The 23,998-nt window shown below is 44.8% G+C and carries 23 protein-coding genes; 6 read left to right on the forward strand and 17 right to left on the reverse strand.

Translation table 11 applies throughout. The features are described 5' to 3' along the window. Positions 1–168: 168 nt before the first annotated feature. A complete protein-coding gene (locus tag CS562_RS00070) occupies positions 169–1,020 on the reverse strand; it encodes an NmrA family NAD(P)-binding protein (protein WP_217504765.1) in 852 nt (283 codons plus the stop codon). Between the two features lie 128 nt (positions 1,021–1,148). After that, positions 1,149–1,733 carry a TetR/AcrR family transcriptional regulator gene (locus tag CS562_RS00075; protein ID WP_099852626.1) on the reverse strand — a complete coding sequence of 195 codons (585 nt, stop codon included), beginning with the start codon at positions 1,731–1,733 and terminating at the stop codon, positions 1,149–1,151. 167 nt (positions 1,734–1,900) lie between these two features. Between CS562_RS00075 and CS562_RS00080 the strand changes: the two genes are divergently transcribed. Together CS562_RS00080 and CS562_RS00085 are read left to right on the forward strand one after the other, a co-directional pair. Beyond that, complete coding sequence (locus CS562_RS00080) at positions 1,901–2,263, forward strand: iron-sulfur cluster biosynthesis family protein (protein ID WP_099852629.1); 363 nt, start codon at positions 1,901–1,903, stop codon at positions 2,261–2,263. A gap of 246 nt (positions 2,264–2,509) precedes the next feature. Beyond that, a complete protein-coding gene (locus CS562_RS00085; RefSeq protein ID WP_064638795.1) occupies positions 2,510–3,286 on the forward strand; it encodes a M15 family metallopeptidase in 777 nt (258 codons plus the stop codon). Between the two features lie 207 nt (positions 3,287–3,493). Here the strand turns inward: CS562_RS00085 and CS562_RS00090 are convergent, their stop codons facing one another. After that, positions 3,494–4,264: an alpha/beta fold hydrolase gene (locus CS562_RS00090; RefSeq protein ID WP_076291058.1), complete on the reverse strand. Its 771-nt coding sequence runs from the start codon at positions 4,262–4,264 to the stop codon at positions 3,494–3,496. Between the two features lie 149 nt (positions 4,265–4,413). Between CS562_RS00090 and CS562_RS00095 the strand changes: the two genes are divergently transcribed. Then, entirely contained in the window at positions 4,414–5,034 is a 621-nt protein-coding gene (locus CS562_RS00095; RefSeq protein ID WP_257219257.1) for a TetR/AcrR family transcriptional regulator, read from the forward strand. 251 nt (positions 5,035–5,285) lie between these two features. Here the strand turns inward: CS562_RS00095 and CS562_RS00100 are convergent, their stop codons facing one another. Further along, positions 5,286–5,561 carry a hypothetical protein gene (locus CS562_RS00100; protein WP_099852634.1) on the reverse strand — a complete coding sequence of 92 codons (276 nt, stop codon included), beginning with the start codon at positions 5,559–5,561 and terminating at the stop codon, positions 5,286–5,288. 130 nt (positions 5,562–5,691) lie between these two features. On the opposite strand from CS562_RS00100, the gene CS562_RS00105 reads away from it, so the two are divergent. After that, the gene (locus tag CS562_RS00105; RefSeq protein ID WP_063563466.1) at positions 5,692–6,324 is read left to right on the forward strand and encodes a nitroreductase family protein; all 633 of its coding nucleotides are present in this window, start codon (positions 5,692–5,694) and stop codon (positions 6,322–6,324) included. 38 nt (positions 6,325–6,362) lie between these two features. On the opposite strand, the gene CS562_RS00110 is transcribed toward CS562_RS00105, so the two are convergent. Then, on the reverse strand, positions 6,363–7,523 hold the full coding sequence (locus CS562_RS00110) for a leucine-rich repeat domain-containing protein (protein ID WP_099852637.1): 1,161 nt from the start codon (positions 7,521–7,523) through the stop codon (positions 6,363–6,365). A 237-nt stretch (positions 7,524–7,760) separates the two neighbouring features. Here CS562_RS00110 and CS562_RS00115 point away from each other — a divergent pair, with 237 nt between their 5' ends. Further along, positions 7,761–8,225, forward strand: coding sequence for an AraC family transcriptional regulator (locus CS562_RS00115; RefSeq protein WP_099852640.1), 465 nt, complete (start codon positions 7,761–7,763; stop codon positions 8,223–8,225). Between the two features lie 93 nt (positions 8,226–8,318). On the opposite strand, the gene CS562_RS00120 is transcribed toward CS562_RS00115, so the two are convergent. The 3 genes from CS562_RS00120 to CS562_RS00130 form a co-directional block, all read right to left on the reverse strand. Beyond that, a complete protein-coding gene (locus tag CS562_RS00120) occupies positions 8,319–9,563 on the reverse strand; it encodes an aminopeptidase (RefSeq protein WP_099852643.1) in 1,245 nt (414 codons plus the stop codon). 111 nt (positions 9,564–9,674) lie between these two features. Continuing rightward, a complete protein-coding gene (gene mbcS / locus CS562_RS00125; RefSeq protein ID WP_076291052.1) occupies positions 9,675–11,285 on the reverse strand; it encodes an acyl-CoA synthetase MbcS in 1,611 nt (536 codons plus the stop codon). 276 nt (positions 11,286–11,561) lie between these two features. Then, positions 11,562–12,566 (reverse strand): aldo/keto reductase, encoded by a 1,005-nt coding sequence (locus CS562_RS00130; protein WP_099852647.1) that lies wholly within the window; start codon positions 12,564–12,566, stop codon positions 11,562–11,564. Between the two features lie 203 nt (positions 12,567–12,769). Between CS562_RS00130 and CS562_RS00135 the strand changes: the two genes are divergently transcribed. Next, on the forward strand, positions 12,770–13,615 hold the full coding sequence (locus tag CS562_RS00135) for an AraC family transcriptional regulator (RefSeq protein WP_076291050.1): 846 nt from the start codon (positions 12,770–12,772) through the stop codon (positions 13,613–13,615). Positions 13,616–13,693: 78 nt separating this feature from the next. Here CS562_RS00135 and CS562_RS00140 read toward each other — a convergent pair whose 3' ends face one another. The 9 genes from CS562_RS00140 to CS562_RS00180 form a co-directional block, all read right to left on the reverse strand. After that, on the reverse strand, positions 13,694–14,092 hold the full coding sequence (locus CS562_RS00140) for an Asp23/Gls24 family envelope stress response protein (RefSeq protein WP_076291049.1): 399 nt from the start codon (positions 14,090–14,092) through the stop codon (positions 13,694–13,696). Positions 14,093–14,125: 33 nt separating this feature from the next. Beyond that, positions 14,126–15,205, reverse strand: a complete 1,080-nt coding sequence (locus tag CS562_RS00145) for an AI-2E family transporter (RefSeq protein WP_076291048.1) — start codon at positions 15,203–15,205, stop codon at positions 14,126–14,128. Between the two features lie 100 nt (positions 15,206–15,305). Next, complete coding sequence (locus tag CS562_RS00150) at positions 15,306–16,757, reverse strand: HAMP domain-containing sensor histidine kinase (protein WP_076291047.1); 1,452 nt, start codon at positions 16,755–16,757, stop codon at positions 15,306–15,308. After that, a complete protein-coding gene (locus CS562_RS00155; RefSeq protein ID WP_076291046.1) occupies positions 16,735–17,442 on the reverse strand; it encodes a response regulator transcription factor in 708 nt (235 codons plus the stop codon). The genes CS562_RS00150 and CS562_RS00155 overlap by 23 nt, the downstream gene beginning before the upstream one ends. A gap of 221 nt (positions 17,443–17,663) precedes the next feature. Further along, the gene (locus CS562_RS00160; RefSeq protein ID WP_099853671.1) at positions 17,664–19,091 is read right to left on the reverse strand and encodes a 4-hydroxyphenylacetate 3-hydroxylase family protein; all 1,428 of its coding nucleotides are present in this window, start codon (positions 19,089–19,091) and stop codon (positions 17,664–17,666) included. 196 nt (positions 19,092–19,287) lie between these two features. Then, positions 19,288–21,240 (reverse strand): ABC transporter permease, encoded by a 1,953-nt coding sequence (locus CS562_RS00165; protein ID WP_099852650.1) that lies wholly within the window; start codon positions 21,238–21,240, stop codon positions 19,288–19,290. Then, positions 21,215–21,985: an ABC transporter ATP-binding protein gene (locus CS562_RS00170; RefSeq protein WP_099852653.1), complete on the reverse strand. Its 771-nt coding sequence runs from the start codon at positions 21,983–21,985 to the stop codon at positions 21,215–21,217. The genes CS562_RS00165 and CS562_RS00170 overlap by 26 nt, the downstream gene beginning before the upstream one ends. A gap of 277 nt (positions 21,986–22,262) precedes the next feature. Next, on the reverse strand, positions 22,263–23,249 hold the full coding sequence (locus CS562_RS00175; RefSeq protein WP_099852656.1) for a sensor histidine kinase: 987 nt from the start codon (positions 23,247–23,249) through the stop codon (positions 22,263–22,265). Then, complete coding sequence (locus tag CS562_RS00180; RefSeq protein WP_076291042.1) at positions 23,246–23,950, reverse strand: response regulator transcription factor; 705 nt, start codon at positions 23,948–23,950, stop codon at positions 23,246–23,248. The genes CS562_RS00175 and CS562_RS00180 overlap by 4 nt, the downstream gene beginning before the upstream one ends. Positions 23,951–23,998 lie beyond the last annotated feature (48 nt).

Here is a 23,998-nt window from a genome sequence, read left to right on the forward strand (position 1 = left end):
ATCACCGTGCTGGATTGGGTATTATTGTTTCTGTAGAAATTGGAATACGAACGGATATCTGTAAAGGTTGAACAATCAGCAAAAAAGACGGGCCTTCCGGCACCGTCTTCTTGTTATTCAGCAGAATTTGCTTCCAATATTTTTATAATAATTCTTATATCATTTCCCTTAATGCATATGCTGCCTAATAAATTGCTCCAGAGAAACCGGGCTTTGCCCTGTGACTTTCAATACCGTCTCCGTCGTTTGATCTTCTCTTCCTTCCTCACGGATGAATACATCCAGCCCTGCCAGAGCCGTGGCGTAATCTTCTGACATTCCCGCCTGAATCAGGCTATTTCTCAGTTCTGCATCCGACAATGATTCATGCTGAATACGCTGATCCAATAAACGACTAATGATGTCCGCAACTTGCCCATAAGACAATGTCTCTGGCCCCGTAATGATATGAGCTGTATTATGGGGGACAACATCTGTCAGAGCAAAGAAGGCAACTGCTGCGATATCATCTGCGCTGACAAAACCAATTTTACCATCACCAGCAGCACTGTAGATTTTACCCAACTGCTTCATCGTCTCCCGATGCGGTCCCTCTGTAAAGTTCTCCATAAAATAGGAAGGCTGTAGTACAGTCCACTCAGGAGCAAGCTCCTTCAAGCTTTGATGTACTTTGCCAAATATAGGTCCGTCTTCATCAACGGAAGCACTGCCAAGCAAGACGAATCGTTTAACGCCGCTCCATAACGCTTCCTTGATGAACGGAATCATTACGGCTTCCGGGTGCATGTCCATGACGGGCACGACAAGGTATACATGATCCACATTTTTCAACGCTGGACCATAAGTGGTTGAATCGTACCAATCAAAAAAGACATAGTTGTCGGCAGAATCAGAAGAAGCTGGTTTCTTTCTCCCTGCCAGACGCACCGGATAGTGGTGCTTCTGAAGCATGGCAGCAACGCGGCTTCCTGTCTTTCCATTCGCTCCTGTAATCAGTGTTAAAGGTTTATCGTTGATCATTTTCATTGCCTCCTTCGGTTTGCTTTATGTTCACTTTCCAGACTAATCAGTCTAGAATGGTGAAAAAATAAACGCCCTAAGCGTTCATTTTCAGAAATCCAACCATAATCCTTGCTTATATACTGCCATTAATTCAATACTCTTAATGTTGTACGCACTAGCTCCCGCAACACCTCTGTATTGGCACCGCTCTTGGCCGTGAAGGTCAATGACAGACGGGAATAATTCAGAAAACGGGAAATACCGGGCAATTCATGCTCGGCATGGTTAAATTCACCGTTTCTATGCCCACGGATAAGCGCCGCATGAAAAGTATCTTCCATTTGCTTGTTGCTCGCTTGAATAAAGTCGGCAATCTCATGATTTTGGGGTGCTTGTTCCACGGCGCTATTAATAATAAAACATTCATTGCGACGCTCCTCATCCGTCAATACATTAACGGCTTCGTTGAAAAGCTGTTCCATCCCCTGCCTTACACTCGTGCATTCATTCAACAGCTGAATACCCGCCTCTGTTTTCTGCTGAATATAAAATTTAAGGGCAGAGACAAATAAATCATGCTTGGTTCCATAAGTGTCATACAAACTTTGACGTGCAATACCAAGCTCATTCAGCAGTACAGTCAACGAAGTACCTTCATAACCATAGGCTCCAAATACAGCCGTGGCTTTTCTTAGAACACTTTCGGTGTCAAATTCCTTGGCTCTTCCCAATTTCAGACCCCACCTCCCGCTTGATTAAGTCAAGAATACACTTTTCCAGACTGATCAGTCAAGAAAATAAATGCTTTGTTTTTTGCCAAAATGGTATAATGACAGTAGAACTTGAATTAATCCATTTAACATTACAATCATGCCAACATATAAAGGAGTGTAGCGATATGCATATTCAAATTACAGATTTGGCTGCTGCGCGATTAACTGAAAGCCTGAATGATCAGCCCGGCTATTTCAAAGTGATCTATGACATGGAAGGTTGTGGCTGTAACGGAATTATCGCCATACTTATCGTGGACGAACCCGAAGATCTGGATGTACAAATTGAAACCAATCTGGTGCCATTCTACGTCGATCCGAAACAACAGTTAAACCTGGAGCAGCACATGAAGCTGGACACGGAACTCAACTATCCTTCCTTCAAACTAAGCAGTGATTCCGGTGTACTCAGCAGCAATGTCCGTGTTCGGAATGCCCGCGCAGTGACTGCTGGAAAATCCGGAAATTCTGTTTCATGCGAGCTTTAATTCAAAAGTTCGTGGCTGAAATAAAGAGTATTTAATTCGCCTATCTATGTATACAGAAAGACTTTGCACAAAAGGTGCAGAGTCTTTTTTTGTGCTCTTTTTCTCGTCAGACAAATAAAAGCTATGAATCTCGCAAACTTTGTTTACAACTCGGAAACAATTGGAGAACCTATGGATATAATCCTCTAGTATACTCGGTATATAGCAAAGCACGAGATTGATATAACCCGAGGAGGAACACACATCATGAAATCTTTTACACGTAAATCCATCGTATCCACGATACTTATAGGTTCTGTCGTAGCAGGCTCAGCATTCACAACGCTGCCCTTCACTAAGGAACTGAATCCGGTCGCATCTGCTGCCAGCTCCAGCTTCACTCAATTCCTGCACGATAATGCACCTGGACGCACAATTAAAACGAGTAGCAGTGGCTTGGCAACGGTAACGAATCTATCAAGTACAGTTGTGCTAGTGAATAAAAAGAGAAACTTGCCTTCAACCTATGCCCCTCAGGATCTGGTTGTTCCTAACATCCCATTTAGCTTTTCCGGCTCCAGTCCGAAAAAGCAAATGCGTAAAGTAGCCGCTACCGCAATTGAGAACTTATTCGCAGCAGCAAAAAAAGACGGCATTGATATCAAAGCCGTGTCCGGTTATCGCTCTTATGCTACCCAAAAATCCATTTTTGACCGTAATGCAAGTATCAAAGGCGAAGCCGTTGCGAATAAAACCAGTGCTCGTCCTGGACAAAGTGAACATCAGACGGGTCTTGCGATGGATATCTCCAGTGCATCAGCGGGATATGATTTGCAACAAAGCTTTGGAAACACCAAGGAAGGCAAATGGCTGAAAGCCAATGCACATAAATACGGATTTATCATTCGTTATGGCAAAGATCAGGAGAAACTGACAGGCTACTCTTATGAGCCATGGCATGTGCGTTATGTTGGCGTGTATATTGCGGGGGAAATTACGAGTCAGAACCTTACACTTGAACAGTACCTGGAGCGCGCCAAATAAACCAGTAGAAATCTGATGACAAAAGGTATTCATTCCACTCTCATATAACTATCGTATGTAAATGACAGATAACTAACAGGACGGGGCCCGATTTCGGGCCCCGTCCTGTTGTTGCATATCTACCACATTTTAATCGTTCTCCAAATCGAATAGATAAGGATCAGTTCAACCACATTGATGTAAAAGTAAAGTTAGATTCATAGCAGACTAAGGTTTACTATTCAGTTCTGTGCTCCATTCCTCTACAGCATCAACAACCTGTTTTAATTGCTGCTCTTCCTCAATCGCTGGATCATTGTCCCCTTTTTGCTTCCCATAAGAGCCAAATTGCCCATGGTTTCCTCCTTCTACACTGACATACAAAGTGTCAGCAGGTAGATTGGTTTTGGCACTTTCCCAAGCTTCTTTATTGAGAACTCCATCTGCTGTACCTGTAATTTGCAAAACAGATAAATCAGTGTCTTTTATGGATCCGCCCTCATCCGCATAAGATGCCAAGAAAAATACACCCTCAAGCTTCTCACTGTGTTCTGAAGCATATCTAGCTGCGAATGAACCTCCTAAAGAGTGTCCCCCAATAACAAATGATTCGTCTGGGTGTTCTTCAAGAAAGGAGTCCGCTTTATTTTGACCGAAAATGGCTAGATTCAGTGGCATTTCCGCAATATATACGCGATGCCCCCGTTGAGCCAGTTCTCTGGCAAATGGTGAGTAGCTTTCCGGTTCTACTAAACCTCCAGGATAAAAAATAATATTCGGTTCGATTACTTTCCCGGTTTGTGGCTCAAATTTATAACCGTCTTTGACCTCTGTTACTTTGACCTGATTATCGTTCTGAAAAGCGAGTTCCGCTTGATTGGAAGGACTGTAGGTTATCGAATTGAGGTATACCAATAAGCCAATGATTACAATTATGATGAGGGAAACTCCCCATATCAATATTTTAGTCCATTTGTTTTTTTTCTCTGTTTTTGCCAAAGTTAAAACCTCTTTCAATCATTATTTTGGATTAGGTTATCATTGATTTGCTGCTTCAGTTCTAGTAAATTATATTTACCGGTAAGTAAAATTACAAGTCTAATCTTATTCAATGGATAAGTTGTCATAAAATATTCACGGAGGTAATGATGAAAATGAATACAGATTCACAACGCTCACCAGGAAGACCGAAACAAGCAGAAGATGATTTACCCGTACAAGAAATAATTCTTCAAACGGCCGCCAAACTCTTTATGGAGCATGGGTACGAACCTGTTTCACTCCAACAAATCGCTAAAGCTTGCAATGTGTCTAAACCATCCATTTATTATCACTTCACCAGTAAACCGGAACTTTTTAAGATCGCGGTTACGACCATGTTTAAACATGTGCACCAAGCTACGTCACGATTATTAAGAGAAGCAGACAATCTGGAAACAGGACTGCTACATGTGGCAGAAGCAAGGTTAGCTAATCCTCATGCGGAGATTGAGACTCTGCTCAAAGATGCGGAGAGATATTTGAGTGAGAAACAGATTGAGGAAATCAGAGTAGCGGAAAATAAAATTTACGTAGAGCTGGCTGATTATTTTAAAGATGCGATGGATAATAACCTGCTTCGAAGCAACAATTCCATGCTTCTCGCGCAAACGTTCTCAACAATGATGGTCATCGGCAATAAGGTAGATACATTAAGAGAATATGATTCCAATTTAAATATAGGTAAGGAGATTGTCGAAATTTTTTTGCGAGGTACAATGGTGAGATGATTAGCCGCCAGACTTATATAAAAATGGCGTTCCTCTCTCCTCGTTCGGGTTGGAGCAGAAGACATGGAGTGTAAAAAAGATGAGACGTGTAGGAGAGGTTGAAGAAGCGCCTGCAAAATGCTAAGGAACCCCAGACACGTTATAACGGGGTTTAGGCCATATGTAACGTTTTGGAGCATTTTAGGAAATAACGTGTCCGGTGTCCCTTGCAATTGAAAAAGAGAGCCAAGGAACCATAAGCCGTCTATTCCTTAAGTAAAAAACATGCTCATGCTTCCTGAACCTTCCTGCCGACCTGTTATTTTTCTGAAAACGACTGGCAGCCTCTTCATACTCTCCGTCCCAGCCCAGGAACCAACGCCAGCAAGAAGTGCATTATGAAACCAAAAAAGTGCAACATTATACGCGATGGTTCCCAGTACCATCTCCACCACCAAAAAACGTTTCAGTGTGGAGGATTCGATGACGTATACCTGAAATTCATTTCGCGACTTTCCAGCTCTGTACCTAGTGATGAATGTTTTCATGAATCACCTCTTCTGTTTTATTTTATCGTATGGCAGGCAGATCTTGTCTTATTCAAAAATAATACTTACATAAAGTAACTTAGTGTGTTATAGTCAGTTTATAAACCATACATAAGCGAGGGAAACTACCATGAGTGAATTGGAGAATCTGGTCAAAAACCGTAGATCGGCCGTTATTTTTGAAGAAGGAATTGAGATTCCAGAGTCAGAATTGCAAGAGATGTTTGCCTTGAACAAATTCGCACCTTCCGCCTTTAACCTCCAGCATACGCACTATCTTGTGCTGACGGACCCGGCTCAGAAAGAAAAAGTCTATGAAGCTTCCCAGCAATATAAAGTAAAAACGGCCTCTGCGGTCATTGTTGTCCTCGGCGATGTCAACGCACACCATCACATCCGTACAATCAATGAGGGCCTGCTGAACCTTGGTGCGATGACTCCGTTTCAATACGAGCAAGAATCACAGAGTGTCATCGAATTTTACGAAACGCGGGGAAGGTTCTTCCAGAGAGAAGATGCAATTCGTAATGCCAGCCTGTCAGCGATGCAATTGATGCTTATCGCTCAGGATCGTGGTTGGGACACCTGCCCAATGATTGGCTTCGACGCGGAAGAGTTGCAACGCAGTCTGGATATTCCCGACCATTATGTACCTGCCATGCTAATTACAATCGGCAAAAAGTCGGAAGCCAAACAACGTCCGCGCGGATACCGCAAACCGATTAACGAATATGTCAGCTTCAACAAAATGCATGCCGAATAACTAAAAGTTATAAACAAAAAAGCCACGTTCTCGTGGCTTTAATACGTTTCATAGATAAGCGCATCAGAAATATCCATTTTTTCGTTAAACGAAGCATACAGATAGAGCCTTCCAGCAGGTGTATCACCCGCATCATAACCTATTCTGAAGCAGCCACCTTCCTCAAATACTACGTCAGCCAGTATCAATCCATTTACATCCTCGTCCGGATGGGCCTTCCCTATAACCTGAAGCGTTTGTTCACATAATTCGTCGAAATGTTTCCAGGCCTCCTCGATCACTGGAGACAACTGGTCCATAGCTGCTTTCGTTGAAGCATCGGTAGTAACGACCAGATTTTGTCCCTTGTACGTCAAGGTAGCTGTATAGCATGACATCGAAACATCATATTGAAAGATTCCTACCCCCGAAATGCTAATGTCCGGTTCAAAAATCAGATTGTTCCCAAACTGGATTCTAACCAATCTGGACTGGAGTTCAGAATCAAGTTCGGTTAGTTTATTTTCTGAACAATAAAGCTCTTGAAGCCGCTCGTTCTGACTAAAGTCCAACTTCGAGATGTGGTTATTAAAACATCGTACACTTTCCAATTTCGGATTGTTACACGTATCCAGTTCGGTTAGATGATTATGATTGCACCGGATTTCCAGCAAGTTCATGCAGCTTGAGACATCCAGATGTAATATGTAATTGTTGGAGCACTCGAGCCGTTCCAGCAGCTTATTGTGATCCAGTTCGAGCGTAAAAAATGCGTTATAGCTACAGCTAAGTTCCTTCAAAGAAGGATTATGATCCAGGTTCAATCTCGACAGCATATTCCAATGGCACTCCAGCTTCACAAGCTTGGGGTTGTTACTTACATCCAAAGCTCGAAGTCGGTTAAAGCTGCAATTCAGAATCTCCAGCTCCGAATTTTCACTCAAATCTAGTGACAGAAGTAGATTCTCTTTGCAAATCAGCGTTTTCAGGTTTGGATTACGGCTTAATTCCAGCACAGTTAATTGATTATACGAGCAATCCAGCTCTTCCAGCATACTGAAGTGTTCTAAACCCGCCAGGCTGGAAAAATTTTGATTCGCGAGTGACAGTGAAGTTACGTTATTGATATCGCTTGACTGAATGGTTCCTCGATTATCGCAGAAATGCACCAGCACCCATTGCTTAAAAAGTTCGTCCGTAAAATCTCGGGTGATATCCATTACAATTTTTCTCCCCCTAACTTCTGCTACGTTCCAAATGTCATGATTATTACTTCAATTCTAAGTGTTTGCTGATGCGGAAACAAGAATACCACAAGTCCTACTAACCCATTACCACTGAAAATAGACTTAAAGTCCCACGATCTCTCTTTCCCCAAAAATACATAAGAATATTTTTTTATACCATGATAGCATTCGAGATGTAACCCATAATCGTAACGAAAGGAATGAACACCAATGGAATTCCACATCGAAAACCTGACAACATCCCGAATTGCTTATGTACGACAAGTCGGTCCGTATGGTCCTGCTAACAGTCACGCGATGGAAACATTAAAGAACTGGGCAAGATCCCAAGGCCTGCTTACAAGCTCGACCATCTTGTTCGGCATTCCGCAGGATAACCCGGAAACCACCCTCCCCTCTCAATGCAGGTATGATGCATGTATTGTCATATCAGAGGATTACTGCCTGGATGAGTCGACTCCCCAACTTGAAGAAGCTGAACTTCCTGGCGGGCAATATCTGGTTTGCAAAGTCAAACACACAGCAGAAGATGTGCAGCAAGCCTGGACCGAGATTTTCCCGTATTTGCAGAGCAATGGTTATATTATGGACAACAAACCCATTTTGGAAAGGTATGCCGGTGATCTGCTTCTTCTGGATTTTTGCGAAATATGTGTACCCGTTAAGCCGTTATAAATCATTTAAAGTTGTTGAGGATGCCAAAAACAACAAAAGCGACTTCAACGTTGAAGTCGCCTTTGTTTCTAACTTATTGCCTTGTTTTACCAATTAAAATGCCCAGTTCCCTTTGCGGAATACAGGTTCCACCGTACCATCCTGCAACTCACCATCAATGTCGAGCTCTGCGGAGCCGATCATAAAGTCCACATGGGTCAGACTCACGTTACATTCATGTTTCAGCAATTCCTCATTAGACATCGTTGTACCATCTTTCATGTTGAACGGGTATGCACTGCCAACAGCCAGATGGCAGGATGCATTCTCATCAATACCGGTATTATAGAAAATACGATTCAAGTTGGAAATTGGGGAATCATGCGGCACCAAAGCCACTTCGCCAAGATAACGTGCACCTTCATCGGTGGCAAACAGGTTTTTCAGATGCTCTTCACCCGAAGCTGCTGTAAACGCAACAACCTGTCCATCCTTAAACGTAATTCTCATCTGATCTACAAGTTGTCCATTCAGATTTAGTGGCATCGTGCTGCTGACAAATCCGTTGACTCCACTGCGCTTCGGCATTGTAAATACTTCTTCTGTCGGCATGTTCGCAACGGTATACACACCTTGCTTGTTTTCGCTACCGCCGCCACCCCAAATATGGTTGTTCACCAGTTCGATTTTCAAATCCGTTCCGGGTGCGCGGTAGTGCAGGCTTTTATAATTTTTCTTGTTCAGCAAATCACTCATGGCATTCAGGGTGTCCAGATGTTTTTTCCAGTTCTGAATAGCGTCTCCGCCATCGACACGGTTCATTTTGAAGATGGTTTCCCACATCACGTTAATGCGATCTTCCTCTGGAATGTCGGCAAACACTTTGTTCGCCCACGCCTTGGTTGGGGCTTTGATCAGACACCAGCTAATTTCGTGGTTACGCGTATATTTCGAATATCCGCGACGTGCATGAGCCGCCGCTTTGGTTGCACGCGACACGTTGTCGGAATTGATGCCTTTGTACAATTCAGGGTCAGGTACTTTGATCGTGAGCGTAGCGCCGCCTGCTTCTGCAAACTTCTCCATCATTTCCGCCTTCCAGGCCGGGTAATAATCGAAGCTGTCATCAGAGCCATGTTCAAAACGACTGCGTGTAATATCGTCATCATCAAAATCAACCTGTACATACTTGGCGCCAGCCGCATACGCTTTTTGCACGATCAGACGGGTGAATTCCAATGTTTCGATGGGTGCCGTTACGAGCAGATCCTGGCCTTTCTGAATATTTACGCCGACTTTGACAACCAGCTCTGCGTATTGTTCCAACGATTTTTCGAAGGTTTGTTCAAAATTACTCATGGTTGTGTTCACTCCTATTTCATATTTAAACGAGTATTGTTGCACAATGATTTGAGATCTGCCCAGTGGCCGTTACAGTGAAGGATCGTTCTTTCGAGCACTGTTTTTCATTTAAGCCTTGCGTTTTTCTTGCTCACGCAGCTCGATCCGGCGGATTTTACCGGAGTTTGTTTTTGGCAGATCGGCTACAAACTCGATTTTGCGTGGATATTTGTAGGGTGCTGTCCATTCCTTCACATGGTTTTGCAGTTCACGCGCCAGTTCTGGTGATGCGAGAGACTCGTCTCTCAGCACTACAAATGCTTTCACTACGTTACCACGGATCTCATCAGGACTTGCTACGACCGCACATTCCTTCACGCTGGCGTGTTTCATCAGCGCTTCTTCCACCTCAAACGGTCCAATCGTGTAACCTGAGCTGATGATGATATCGTCACTGCGACCTTCAAACCAGAAGTATCCTTCTTCGTCTTTACGTGCGCGGTCACCTGTTACAAAATAATCCCCACGCTGATTCGCTTCCTTCCGTCCCTCATCCTGATAATAGGCACGGAACAAGGCTGGCATGTCCTTATGCACGGCAATATCGCCTACTTCACCGGCAGGTACAGGTTGTCCCTCTTCATTGACGATCTCAATAAGACCTGGTGTAATGGACTGCCCCATAGAACCGATTCGTACGGGAGCCTCTTTTAAACTGCCGATCAGCAGCGTGCTCTCGGTTTGTCCATATCCGTCCCGAATCGTCAGGTCAAAGTGACGCTGGAAAATTTCAATTACTTCCTGATTCAACGGCTCACCAGCAGACACGGCGCTACGCAGTGCGGACAGATCATGGTGACCCAGATCGTCTGCTTTGGCCATTAACCGATATTCCGTCGGCGTACAGCACAAGACGTTGATCTGATGCTCCTGCAACAATTCCAGATAACGTTTCGGTTGGAATGATCCATTATAAACTAGTCCGGTCGCCCCTCTTCCGAGTACAGACAGGAACGGACTCCAGATCCATTTTTGCCATCCCGGTGCTGCCGTTGCCCATACCGTATCCGAAGGCTGAATATCCAGCCATAACGATGAAGCGATCCGCAAATGAGCGTAACCCCAACCATGACTATGTACTACGCCTTTTGGATTGCCAGTCGTACCGGAGGTATAAGCGAGAATAGCCATATCGTCACGATGTGTTTCCACCGCAGCCATCGTATCCGATTGCCCTTGCATTAACTGGTGTACATTGACCCAGCCTTCTCCAGGTACGCTATTATCACCATTTGGTGATGCAACGATGCGGTGTGCCAATGCTGGCAGATCTGCATTTATCTTTTCAACTTCAGCAGTCGTCTCGGACCAGACAATGACAGCCCGGGCATCGGAATGCCGAAGACGATACTCCAGATCTTTCGCACGCAGCATTTCGGAAGAAGGAATAACAGCAATGCCCAGTTTCAGACAGGCAATGTATATAACATAGGCAATAATTCGGCGTGGTACCATGACCAGCACCCGGTCGCCCTTCTCCAAACCAAGATCACGCAAGCCTCCAGCAAGACGATTTGCCTGCTTCAATAACTCACCATAAGTGATCTCTTCCAATTCTTTATGATCGCTTAGCCATCTAAGTGCAACCCGATCCGACGGGTGATTCTCCATCTCGGATGTCAGGTTATAGGTTTCAGGCGAAATCCACTGTTGAAAATTCAAATGGAGCCTCTCCTTCATATTTCAAATGTATAGCATCCATATATTATACCCTAAATCCTAGGACCTGGTGCTATGATATAAAATAGTTTAAGAAAAAAATAAACGCAGGTCAATTAAGACGAAGTTCCAAAAGGTTTATCTCTACATATAAAGAAGATAAGTAAGACAAAAAAAGGTGTCCTCCCGACCACAGGAAGACACCTTAGTTATCCCAACATATCTATAAAATATAGATTGATTTAATCATTGTAGACATGACTTTGAATTTCCAGAGTCGTTTCTCTGCGTTCAATCTTACCAAGCGTAGTTCCCGATGCCATCCAAAATGCTTTCGACTTCACTCAGCTCTTCCGTCGTCAGGTCTGGTGCCTGAAGTGCGGCTACGTTTTCTTCGATCTGGGACACACGGCTTGCGCCGATCAGAGCAGAAGTAACTCGGTTGCTACGCAAAATCCAGTTCAGCGCCAACTGGGAGATCGTTTGACCTCTACGTTCGGCAACCGCCTGAAGTGCTTCGAACTTGGCGATCCGTTCGTCCGTATAAGCTTCTTTTCTCAGATTGCCTGTTGGATTAGCGCGCTCTTCCTTGATCTTGTCCACATACTTATTCGTCAACTGACCGCGGCCAAGCGGACAGAATGCAATCGATCCTACGCCGTGCTCATCCAGCACATCCTGCAATCCATCCTCAATCCAGCGATTCAACATTGAATAATTTGGCTGGTGAACCAGACAAGGTGTTCCGAGACGACGCAAAATAGTAACTGCTTCTTTGGTCTGTTCAGCATCATAGTTGGACAAGCCTACATACAGAGCTTTACCCTGTCTAACGATATGATCCAGCGCAGTCATCGTTTCTTCGAGCGGTGTTTCCGGATCTGGACGGTGATGATAGAAAATATCTACGTAATCCAGTCCCATCCGGCTCAGACTTTGGTCCAGACTGGCAATGAGGTTTTTGCGGGAACCCCATTCGCCGTATGGACCGTTCCACATATGATAACCTGCCTTGGTGGAGATGAGCAGTTCGTCGCGGTAAGGACGCAGATGTTTTTTGAGAATGACACCAAAATTCTCTTCGGCTGATCCTGGAGGTGGTCCATAGTTGTTGGCCAAGTCGAAATGGTTAATCCCCAGATCGAATGCGCGCAGAATCATCTCTTCCTGAATATCCAGGGTGCGGTTTCCACCGAAGTTTTGCCATAAGCCTAGTGCTATTTGCGGCAGTTTGATTCCGGTTTTGCCAGAGCGGGCATATTTCATTTCACTGTATCGTTGTTCACTCGCAGTATAGGGCATGGTTAATCTCTCTTTTCCTGTAAAAGTTATTGAATACCCTTTCATCTTAGACACTTTCCATGTAAAACGATATGGCATTTCACTACAACGATATGGAAAAATGATTGGTATCTTCATCAAATGATATTTATAAAACGATTCCTTTTCACCTTTTATATGTTAAAATGCAAGGTATAACGACCTCATAACAGGAGTGAATACCCTTGATTACGTATATGTGCAAAAACAATCACTTTCAGGAGCTGCAGCTCCTTCATTACGGCACAGAAGCTTGCGCACCCGGTCACTACTTCGGCCCGGCTATGCGTGATTATTACAAAATCCATTATATTTTGGACGGCAAAGGCACCTTCGAAGTCGGAGGCAAAAAGGTTACGCTGCACAAAGGACAGGGGTTCCTCATCGTGCCCCATTCTGTCGTTCATTATGAAGCAGATCAGGATGATCCGTGGGAGTATAGCTGGGTTGCTTTCCAAGGAAGCACCTGCCCTTCGTTATTACAGCAGGCTTGCCTGTCTGAGCACCATCCGATCTTTGAGATGGGCAATGAAGATGACGAGATGCGCTCCTGCCTGCACCGCATGATTAGCTCTCGCAACACCCATAAGGGGTGGGAAATCAGCATGACGGGATTACTCTTTCAGTTTTTCTCCATTTTGATTGATCGAGCCGGTGAGGACAGACCTATTCCACTCCAGGACTATACGAAAGAAACCTATGTCACTCAGGTGATGGATTTCATTGAGATTAATTATGCCAATACCATAACCGTACAGTCCATTGCGTCTCATGTTGGCTTGCAGCGCAGTTACTTATGCTCTCTCTTCAAAGACAAGATGGGCACCAGCATTCAGTCTTATTTGGTCAATTACCGCATGCGCAGGGCGGCTGAGCTGACGCTGGACCCGGCTTTGACCATTGGGGATATCTCCCGTTCCGTTGGATATGCCGACCAGCTGCTTTTCTCGAAAATGTTCAAAAAAGTTATGGGCGAAGCCCCTACGTATTATCGCAAACACAAAACAGCACCTTCCCATTTATGCAGCTAATGGGAACGTGCTGTTTTTGTATTTTTACACAGGTTATCACTACCTGCTTATGACTGAATTCCATTCGTTCGTTCTGCTTTAAACCTGCTCCTGCATGGTCACGCCTACCACTTGAACTTTAATTTCATTGACCATAATGCCTGTTAATTGCTCGACAGCTTGCTGCACATTATGTTGAAGTTCCTGACAGACTTCATGCATCTTTCTGCCAAATTGAACATTGATTCGCAGTTGGATAGATGCCTGATCATCTTTGATTGCAACGTCAATTCCTTTTTGCAAGCTCTTTCCGCTGATACTCTTGGCGATTCCTTCGGTAAGACCAACAGACATGGAGGATATTCCCTCTGTAGTTTGAGCGGCCATGCCGACAATTTTGGATACTACATCATTGGAAATATGAATGGCGCCCATTTGAACAGATTGTGGCTCAATATACTCAGGTTCAGTGTATGGTTGTGGGATGATTTCAGACATGATTTCCACTCCTTCTATATCATTTATAAATGTTTAAGCATTCTGCCATTTGTCCTTGAAGAATAGCTGATAGATTCGAACCAAAATAATTTTAACGATCATGTAGACAGGGATGATAATTAGAATGGCAATTATGCCGCCCAGGTCCCCTGCACCCAGCACCAATATAATGGTGGTAAGCGGATGAATATCGAGTTTTTTGCCAAATACATACGGTGCAACCAGATTATCCTGAATTTGCTGTGCTACCAGAATAATAATGAGTGACCAGATTGCAACCGAAGGGGATACCACCAGTCCCATAATGACAATAGGAACGGAGGACAGAATCGCCCCGATAAACGGAACAAAGTTCATAATGACCGCAATTACGGTTAACAGCAGTGCATACGGGAGACCAATGATCAGGAAACCAATATACATCAGCACGCCCAAAGCCAGATTCACGAGAACTCGTCCCACGATAAAGCCGCTTAACGCCTGATCGATCTCAAGTACCACGTCACGACTGTCTTTTTGGAAGCGTTTTGGTGCAATGTGCACCAGCTTACGACCAAATTTCTCGCCCTGCTTCAACATGTAGAACAATATGATCGGGAAAGTGAACAGAACAATCGCAAAGCTTGAGATGAGTGAGAAGAATCCACTCACATAGTTTGTTACAAAGGTAAAGCCTTTGTTAATGTAATCCGTGATCTGCGAAAACGGGGTCGATCCTTCCGGGAACATAGCCGTAATGACACCGTTCTGCTCCAGCTCTTTAAGCTGCAAACTCAGTGAATTGATTAAATTTGGTGCGTTTTCTACCAGGTTGATCAACTGCTCGCGTAGTGAAGGCCATAGTCCTATAATAAACAGGGCGAACAGTATACCAAACACCAGATAGATCAGCAAAATGCTAAGTGTGCGATTCAGCTTCTTTTTTTCCATGTAATTGACGAGCGGCCGCAGCAGATAATAAAAGAATACGGACAGCATCATCGGCACGGTAATTACCGTAAGCATGGTAACAAGCGGTTGGAAAATAAAGCTGACACGTGATAACAGATAGATATTAATCAGTATCAGTGCCAGTGCAATACTGAAACGTACAAACGAATTTACTTTGAACAAAAAGTTTCCCCTCCACTTAACCTTTTCTATATGAGCATTTTGCAAATGGTGATCAGAATGACAAAATGTTTATATCAACCTTACCCTTTATGTCGGTCCTTTATTTCGGAATCTGTATAGTGAACACCGTCGTCTCCCGTCCACGACGGGAAAGTGTTAATCGTCCACCCATTTTCTCGGTGTTCCGCCGCGCAATTGCCAGTCCAAGCCCTGTACCCCCGGTTCCCGTACGAGCCTCATCCCCGCGCACAAATGGATCAAAGATGGTTGCCCATAACTCTTGAGGGATACCCACACCGGTATCAGCAACCTCGATAACCACATGGTTGTCCAGTGGGATTAACTCCACACGCAGCTCCGTCCCCCGCGGGTTGTAGGACAAGGCATTTGTAATCAGGTTCTGAATCACTCTGGACAACAGCTCCGGATCATACCTTGCATAGATCTCTTCATCAGGAACGAGCACATGCAGGCCAAAATGATTCTGCTCAATCTCACCATACGTATCAGCCATAATCTCACGTACAAATTCGCCGATTTCCCGCTGTTGAATATGCATACGGAAGTCAGGTGAATCCACTTTGAGCAATTCCAGCATGTTCTGAATCATACGCGCGACCTGAACGGACTTGTTGTAGATATATCCCAGATATCGCTGCTGCCTGTCCTTATCTTCCCCTCGCCCTTCCACCAAAGCCTGGGCGTATCCTTGAATACTCGTGATCGGGGTCTTGAGATCATGCGACAAATCCACAATTAATCGCTGTTTGCTTTCTTCGGCATAACGTTTCTCCGCAGATGTATTCTCAATGACGTCCGCCATATAATTGAAGGTTTCTCCAATCTGGACAAATTCCCTCTCTGCCGAGATGGACATGCGTGTACTATAATTTCCCTGGATCATCTGGGTAAGACCTAGAGAGAGAATACTCAGCGGCTTTTTGATTCGACGGGCGACCCAGTAGCTGTATACAAATATCAGCAGCAAGACCAATCCGATCCCGATCATAATGTAGAACGATAACGGATGCTTCAAATTGGTAATCAGCTGATTATCATTAATTCGTACACTGACCAAGTCACGAGGAATCTTCAGCAAAACGTACTTTGCAGCTCCCTCTGTTGAAAGCGGACTAATGGAGTAATAGTAAGGCTGCTCATTTCGGTTTTCGAGTCCTGCATATAGCTCAGCTTCACTGTATTGAGTGAACGTATCCTGCTTGTCCCCGATATAACGAATGACCTTCCGCTCCGCATCCAGCACTTCAATCCATCCCCCACTGTCCTTGAGACGCTGAATCTCGGTATTATTGGCCTCATCGGAACTTCCGGACAGCCACTCGTTCTCCAGTTCTGTCACATACACATGTGCCTCCACATTCAGATCAGGATCCACCACCTGATCCGAAATGCGGAAATCGACCACATCCAGATTAATGATAATGTACACGATGGCTACCAGTAACAACAAAAAGAAGTTAAACAGCAAAAAGTCCAGTGTCAGGGACGTTTGCAATAGTCTCTTTTCTCTAGCTTTCCATGGGCGCTTCAATTTTGTATCCCAGTCCCCTTATCGTTTTTAAATATTCCGGTTGCCTGGAGTCGCGCTCGATCTTTTCCCGAATGTTACTGATATGTACCATTATCGTGCTGTCCTCATGAGCATAATAATCTCCCCAGACGGCTTCGTATATTTTTTTACGGGTGAAGACACGGCCTGGCTGCTCAAGCAGAAGCTCCACAATTTTGTACTCTGTTGAGGTCAATGTCACAGGTTTATCCGAGCGAAAAAGGATACATTGGGATCGATCAAGCCTGAGCTCACCCAGCTCAAGATTTAACTCCTTAGCAGCAGCCACGTCAGGTGCATCAAATTGATTGACTCTTCTGAGCAAAGCTTCCACTCTGGCGACAATTTCCAAAGGATTGAAAGGTTTGGAGATGTAGTCGTCTGCACCCAGTCCGAGTCCAAGGATTTTGTCATGGTCCTGGCTTTTGGCCGACAGGAACAGAACAGGCATATGATGTGTGGACCTGATTTGTTTGATCAACTGGAGTCCATCCATCACAGGCATCATAATATCCAGTATGACCAGATCAATCTGAGTTGAACGGATACACTCTAGCGCCTCTACTCCATTAACGGCTGTCACAATGTTGTAGTCCTTCTCGAGGTACAGCTGAAGCAGTTCCACAATTTCGGGTTCGTCATCTGCAATTAATAGTGTGTATCTCATGCGAATCCTCTCATTCCTATTTCAATAAATTCAGTTTTCATTCAAATTCGTATCCGTACATTCCATTTGTTATTGCTCATATGTCTATACGTTACTACTATATACTACGTCTCTTAAATCAATCTAAACCATTTCTAAAGATAACCTAAATAAAAAGCCCGGGCATCAGGGCCAGAGCTTCAAATATAAAGCTAAAATAAGTAAAGTTTCAGTACCATTCATCACTTGCTACGTAACCAGGGTTCAACCCGGGCATATAATCGGTCCTTATCATATTGCACATACTGACTCGCCCGATTACGTACCGGGTCACCGGCATAGAAACGTTCATACAGATCATGTCTGGCTCCCAGCGGACTTCCTGTCAGCTCCCAGGCGAGCTGGAATAACCGAATCTTCTCTGGTGCCTGCATCGTTACGCCTCCAAGATACTTGTTCATCATGGGGCTGATACTTCCTTCGAGCTCCAGCTTCCCGGAAGGGATCTGAATAAGGCCACCTGCAGCAATAGTCTTCAAAATCTCAACAGCGCGCGGGTAATAACGGTTCCCCAGATTACGGGCTGTTTCAATATATTTGAATGATGGTAGCCAGTTCCCATGAACATCCGGCGCAGCTTGTGCCTCGGATGCGATGATGAGTCCTTCAATCGTATGCATCTGGCTGATCATCTCCCCAAGCTGTTCCTGTACATTCAGGAAGGCATCCACTCCAATCTCCTTGGCAATGGAAGACGTGATGGCTGTAATGAATTCCAGCTTCGAATGCAGCCGAATAATGCTCTGATGGTAAGCCAGACTGGAGGATGCCACGTTGCAGCGAATCTGCCATACCGCTTCCGGATTGTTGTGAAGCAGTACACGCTCCCAAGGTACAAATACATCGTCAAAAAATAATACAGCATCCATCTCATCATACTGACTACTGAGCGGATGAGCAGTATCTGAATCTAATGTTGCAAAAGATTCTCTACATACCATATGTAATCCTGGACTTCCTGCTGCCACAATAACCATATGCGCGAGTTCCGGGCGATGTCCAGGAATGCGCTGAATCGGATATGCAATGATATCGTCCGCATATGGAGCAGCGGTCGCTACCATCTTCGCCCCACGGAGGACAACACCCTCTGTATTGGTACGAATGATTTGAAGCATCGCATCTTCATCTTCCCCTACGGGCAGAGCACGATTAATTTGCGGGTCACGCTGGACAATGGTCAGGAAGGCATCCTTCCGTTTTGCCTCATCATAATAGGCAGCGATTTTACCTCCATATGCCGGGTCATATGCAGCCATCGCATCCCGTGTGGCATACCATCCGGTCAGGCGGGATCGGGCATAATCCGAGAGACGGCTCATTACCCCGTAGGTGCGATCAGACCACAATCGAAAGGCTGCCGCCCTGCTGCTGATCTCCTGAGCATTGCGGGGTACTCGAAAAGCCTGATGTACATATCCCTTCGTCTGCTCATCCCAATAAGCCACTGTTTCTCTCGTGTCCGCACCATCCACCAGATTGAACAGACTTTCAATCGTTTGTAAAGTTCCCCGGAAGGCAGAATGCTCTGTTACGCGAATACGCTCTCCATCCAGCCATACATTCCGTTCATCGTTCAACCGTTGCAGATAAGCTTGTCCACGGGACATCGTTATGCTCAATGTAATCCTCCTTCTCGGTTAGAAAGGCTAGGAAACTCAATGTTGATAATATTTTTAATCATTTCGAGACTTAAGTTATACCGAAATGATACATATTGTATCTATTGAAATAGTACTTTGCTTTGGAGGAAAAAGTCAACAGACACCGAACCTAAGGTCTGGTGTCTGTTCTATTCGATTAATATTAGATCAATTTGGCATACATATGACGCAGATAACGCCAGCGTACCAGCAGGAAAAATAGAATCTGCATAGATGCAAATACGAGGAAAATGCGCAAAGTATAACCCATAACAGAGAAATCAACCAACTGCTGTAATGCAACAAATGCAACGGAACTGTGGATAATGGCCAACACTATTGGTAGGAAAAACATTAACACCAGCTGTCTGGTTACGATGTTGCGAAGCTCCGGGCGACTCAGTCCCATCTTACCAATCATGCGGTACTGCTCTTCATCCCGTTCCAGATCTGCATATAACCGGAAGTAGGTAAAGCTTGCAGCAAAGGTGAAAAAGACAATGCCAATCAATCCGCTCAGAATAAGGATAATACCATTAGTTTGTTTGGAATTAAGCCAATCCAGCACGAGAGCGCTGATCTCGAAGTACCCCTGACCATCTGAGTCATTTTGAATGGATTCGACCAGATCAGGAGCAAACTTCCGCGTTCCCATCCAATCTGTCACAACAAATTGAGTTTTTTTATCGGGATAATAATTTTCATCAGCCTCGATTTGAATATTAAATTCCTTATTCATCTTGTCGTACAGCTCATTGGATACCACATAAACTTCCCTTTTGAATTCAACAGGGATGACGATATCGGTTGCAGGTGTTGTTAATCTGACCTTTTCCTGAACTTCCCACATACTGATATTTTTCTGAGTTGAACCCTGCCCAACTTCTGCTCGTAATGTCTTGCGACTCGTAAGATTGCCCGGAGTCATAAAGGAATCGTTAACATTCTCGAGAGTTCGCTCTTGGTAACCGAGCGCCTTGGCAAGATGATTATATTCACTTAGTTTGATGATATAGTCCCCTTCGTCATCAAACAGCGGAATATAACTTCCTTTCTGGTACGGAACCTCATTATCAATCAGTGTCTCTTCAATCTTCCTGATGTGCCGTTCTGCGCTAGGTGTATCCCATGAATTTTGGTAGGTAAACGCATATGGATTTGACATCGATGACAATCCCGGATCAGCGATCGCCAGCATCGTGCCAATGCCTGTAAAGGCGGAAGCCGAAATCACACTCACCATAAAAAACATGACCGCATTATCTTTCATTCGATAGGTAAGTTCGGACAGAAACAGCAAATTCGTTTTGCGGAAAAACAAACGCTTATTGCCTTTGAGCGCCCGAATGGCATACACACTAAGTTGGGTGAATAACAGATACGTGCCTGCAATAACCAAAACAACACTACCAAGCAGCAAAGGGAAAGAGTATGTGATCCATACAAAGGCAAATACACCCGCATATCCACCCCCAATGAGTATGACGGAGAGAAGTGCTAAAAGACGAGAAGCCTTTGGCTCGGGTTTTGGTTTTTCCTCTGATTTTACAAGGTCAATCAATGACCCTTTTCGCATCAGCAGCGATGAGCTCAGCGCAATCACAACAAACAGCAGCAGAAATGCTCCGACAGTAAGTGCGATTGCTTTTAATGGAAAATAGAATCGGAGACTTTCTTCCACCGCCAGCATCGAACCGCAGATCAACAGGATCAGCTTGGCAAAGATCATTCCTAATCCAACGCCTGCCACAATGGCGGCAAGTCCAATGCACAAGTTTTCCATGAATAACAGTCGGTTCATCTGTTTACGTGTCATGCCAATGATTTGAAATATGCCGAATTCTTTTTTACGCGTCTTTAGAAATGAACCTACGGAATAGAGCAGAAACAGAAACGAAAAGATGAAAATAATGATCTCAGCAATTAGAAACCCCTGATTCGCAAGCATGGTCACTGTCCCACTTGAACCCTTCAGTCCATCCTTCAGATCCGGGTGAAACAAAAGAAGTGCATACGTAAAAAAGATCATGACGGAAAACGTACTGCTTAGAAAATGGGCCAAATAAATTCGTTTGTTCCGAACAACATTATTAATGGCGAACTGGCGAAAATTCATGTCCTGAGCCTCCCATCAGGGATAATACGTTGATGATTCGTTGATAGAATGTCGATCGGTTATCTCCATAATGAATTTCGTTGTAAAGTCGTCCATCCTTAATAAATACAACCCGGCTGCAATAACTTGCCGCAACAGCGTCATGCGTGACCAACAGCATGGTGGCCCGATCTTCCTGGTTGCGACGTTCCAGCATCTCCATTACATCACGCGCTGCCTTCGAATCGAGATTTCCTGTAGGCTCATCGGCCAGCACCAGCTTGGGAGAATGGATCAGTGCTCGTGCGATTGCTGTCCGCTGGGCCTGACCTCCGGAAATTTCATACGTGCGTTTGTTCAGAAGAGATGCGATGCCCAGCTTCTCTGCGAGTCGATCAACACGTTCATTCATCTCCTCAACCGGTACTCCATCCAGCGTAAGCGGCAGGACAATATTTTCTTTAACCGTGAGTGTGTTGAGCAGGTTAAACGACTGAAATACGAACCCCAGCTCTCGGCGTCTGAACAGAGCCAGTTCATCGTGATTCAGTTCAAACGGGTTCTTACCCGCGATCTCCAGTTCCCCTGAAGTAGGGTGATCAATAGTTGAAATCATGTTTAGCAACGTTGTTTTGCCGCTGCCGGATGGACCCATGATGCCAACGAATTCACCCTCCTGAATACTGAGATCAATACCTGACAAGGCTTCGTATGATACGATCCCTTTATAAATTTTGCTAATCTGTTTCACTGAACATATCTCCATAGGTTAATGGCTCCTTTTAGATTTCGGATTTGAATTAAACCAAGTTGGGCTGAACTTCATCGCAAATCGAGGTCGTTCTCTACTTTCTGACTTCAGTCTATCGAAGTTTCGACCATTCTCCTATGGATTAACCTTTCATCTTCATGACATTATTGTAAGGTTACATGTCTCTCGTCGCCTTTTGGCGTGTTTCTTCTATGTAGAAAACGAGAAAGACGCCGATCCCTGTCAGGGCACCAGACGTCTTCTCATTTCGTTCCGCATTATGCGCTTATATTTAGATTTCAAAAGTAATGGTTACCGTTGTCCCTTCTCCCTGAACGGATGTAAGGTCGATCCGATGGTTCATTCGTGTCAGGACATCTTTTACAATATATAATCCCATCCCCGTGGATTCTTTAAAATGACGCCCATTCTCTCCGGTGAAAAAAGGCTGGTACACTCGGTTGAGATCCGACTTGGGAATACCCACTCCCTGATCCTTCACTTCAAGAATAATGGATCTTGTGGATTCATGGGCCTGGATGGTTACCTTTTGCCCGTTCCCCCCGGAAGAGTACTTGATGGCATTGGACAACAGCTGTACGAGGACAAACCGAATCCACTTCGCATCCGACTGAACCATTAACGCAGAATCAATTTTCATCTCGGGATACACGTGATTGCGAATGAAGAACCGTTTCAGCTCATGGATGGCTTCTTCTCCGGCCGCCTTGAGGGATACCGGTTCCACACTGAAATCTTGTTCAAATGTCTCCAGCCGTGCCATGTACAACACCGTTTCCAGTCCTCGTCTCATCTGGTCTGCTTCCTCTCGAATGCTGATGAAACGGGGGTCCTCATCCTCCTGATCCTCAACCGTCAGTTCAATGACGGACAAAGGTGTCTTCATCTGATGAACCCATTGATTCATAAAAGTCAGGTATTCCTGTTGACGCTGTTCCAGACGATGCAGGTGCGCATAATAATGACCGTACTGTGAGTCCAACAGTTCTGACAATGCCTGCGGCAAGGGCGCGGGCTCATTCAATGGAACAAATTCTTTCAGATCATTCATTCGATGGGACATCCGGGAATAAAACATGCGATGGGACAGATACCGATAAATGAGATAGGCTGCGTATAGGACTAACCCCAGAGATACCGCATACGTGGCCGTTAACCAGTGGTCATAGCCGTCGTACCAAAAGACCGCAACCACGGTGAGCAGCACAACGATTACCCAACAAGTCAGTACAATATGTTCTCTGATAAACAACTTCATGAGGGCGACGATGCCTTCCAATTGCTGTTGAGTCGATAACCTGAACCTCTTACCGTCTCCAGCGCATCTGTAATGCCCAGCTCAGCCAATCGTTTACGCACGCGGGTCACATTCACGCTAAGTGTATTATCATCCACAAAGGAATCATCCCACAGCTTTTCTAAAATGGTTTCACGGCTAACCAGTTTGGGACTCCGACGCAGCAACGTCTCCAGCAAAATGGTTTCTTTCTTGGTCAGCTGTATCTTGCGATCACCGAGCTCCATCTCCAATCTTTCCAGATAAACAGTTAGTCCATCCAGTTCCACCTTGCGCTCTTCATGACGCGCAGCGTAATCGCCATACACCCGGCGTAGCTGACTTCGAATTTTGGCCATGACAATCTCATGCTCAAACGGCTTCGTAATATAATCGTCCGCACCGTTCTCAAGCGCCATAACCTGATCCATTTTGCCACTCCGGGCCGAGATGAAAATAATCGGACATGTGGAAATGGAACGAATTTGGCGACACCAATAGAACCCATCGTAACTCGGCAGGTTGATATCCAGCAGGACGACATGCGGCTTAATTTGTTCAAACTGCTGGACGACCTGCTCAAAATCCTCAACCGCAACGGCCCTGTCACCATATCGCTCAATATGGGATTGGAGTAAACCCGCAATTTTCGGATCATCTTCAATAATCATTATCGTATACATAAAAAAAGGTCTCGCCTCCAACCTGTCATAATGGAATATGCAATTCTC

It is taken from the genome of Paenibacillus sp. LK1 (genome assembly GCF_002750415.1).
Classification (GTDB): Bacteria; Bacillota; Bacilli; order Paenibacillales; family Paenibacillaceae; genus Paenibacillus; species Paenibacillus taichungensis.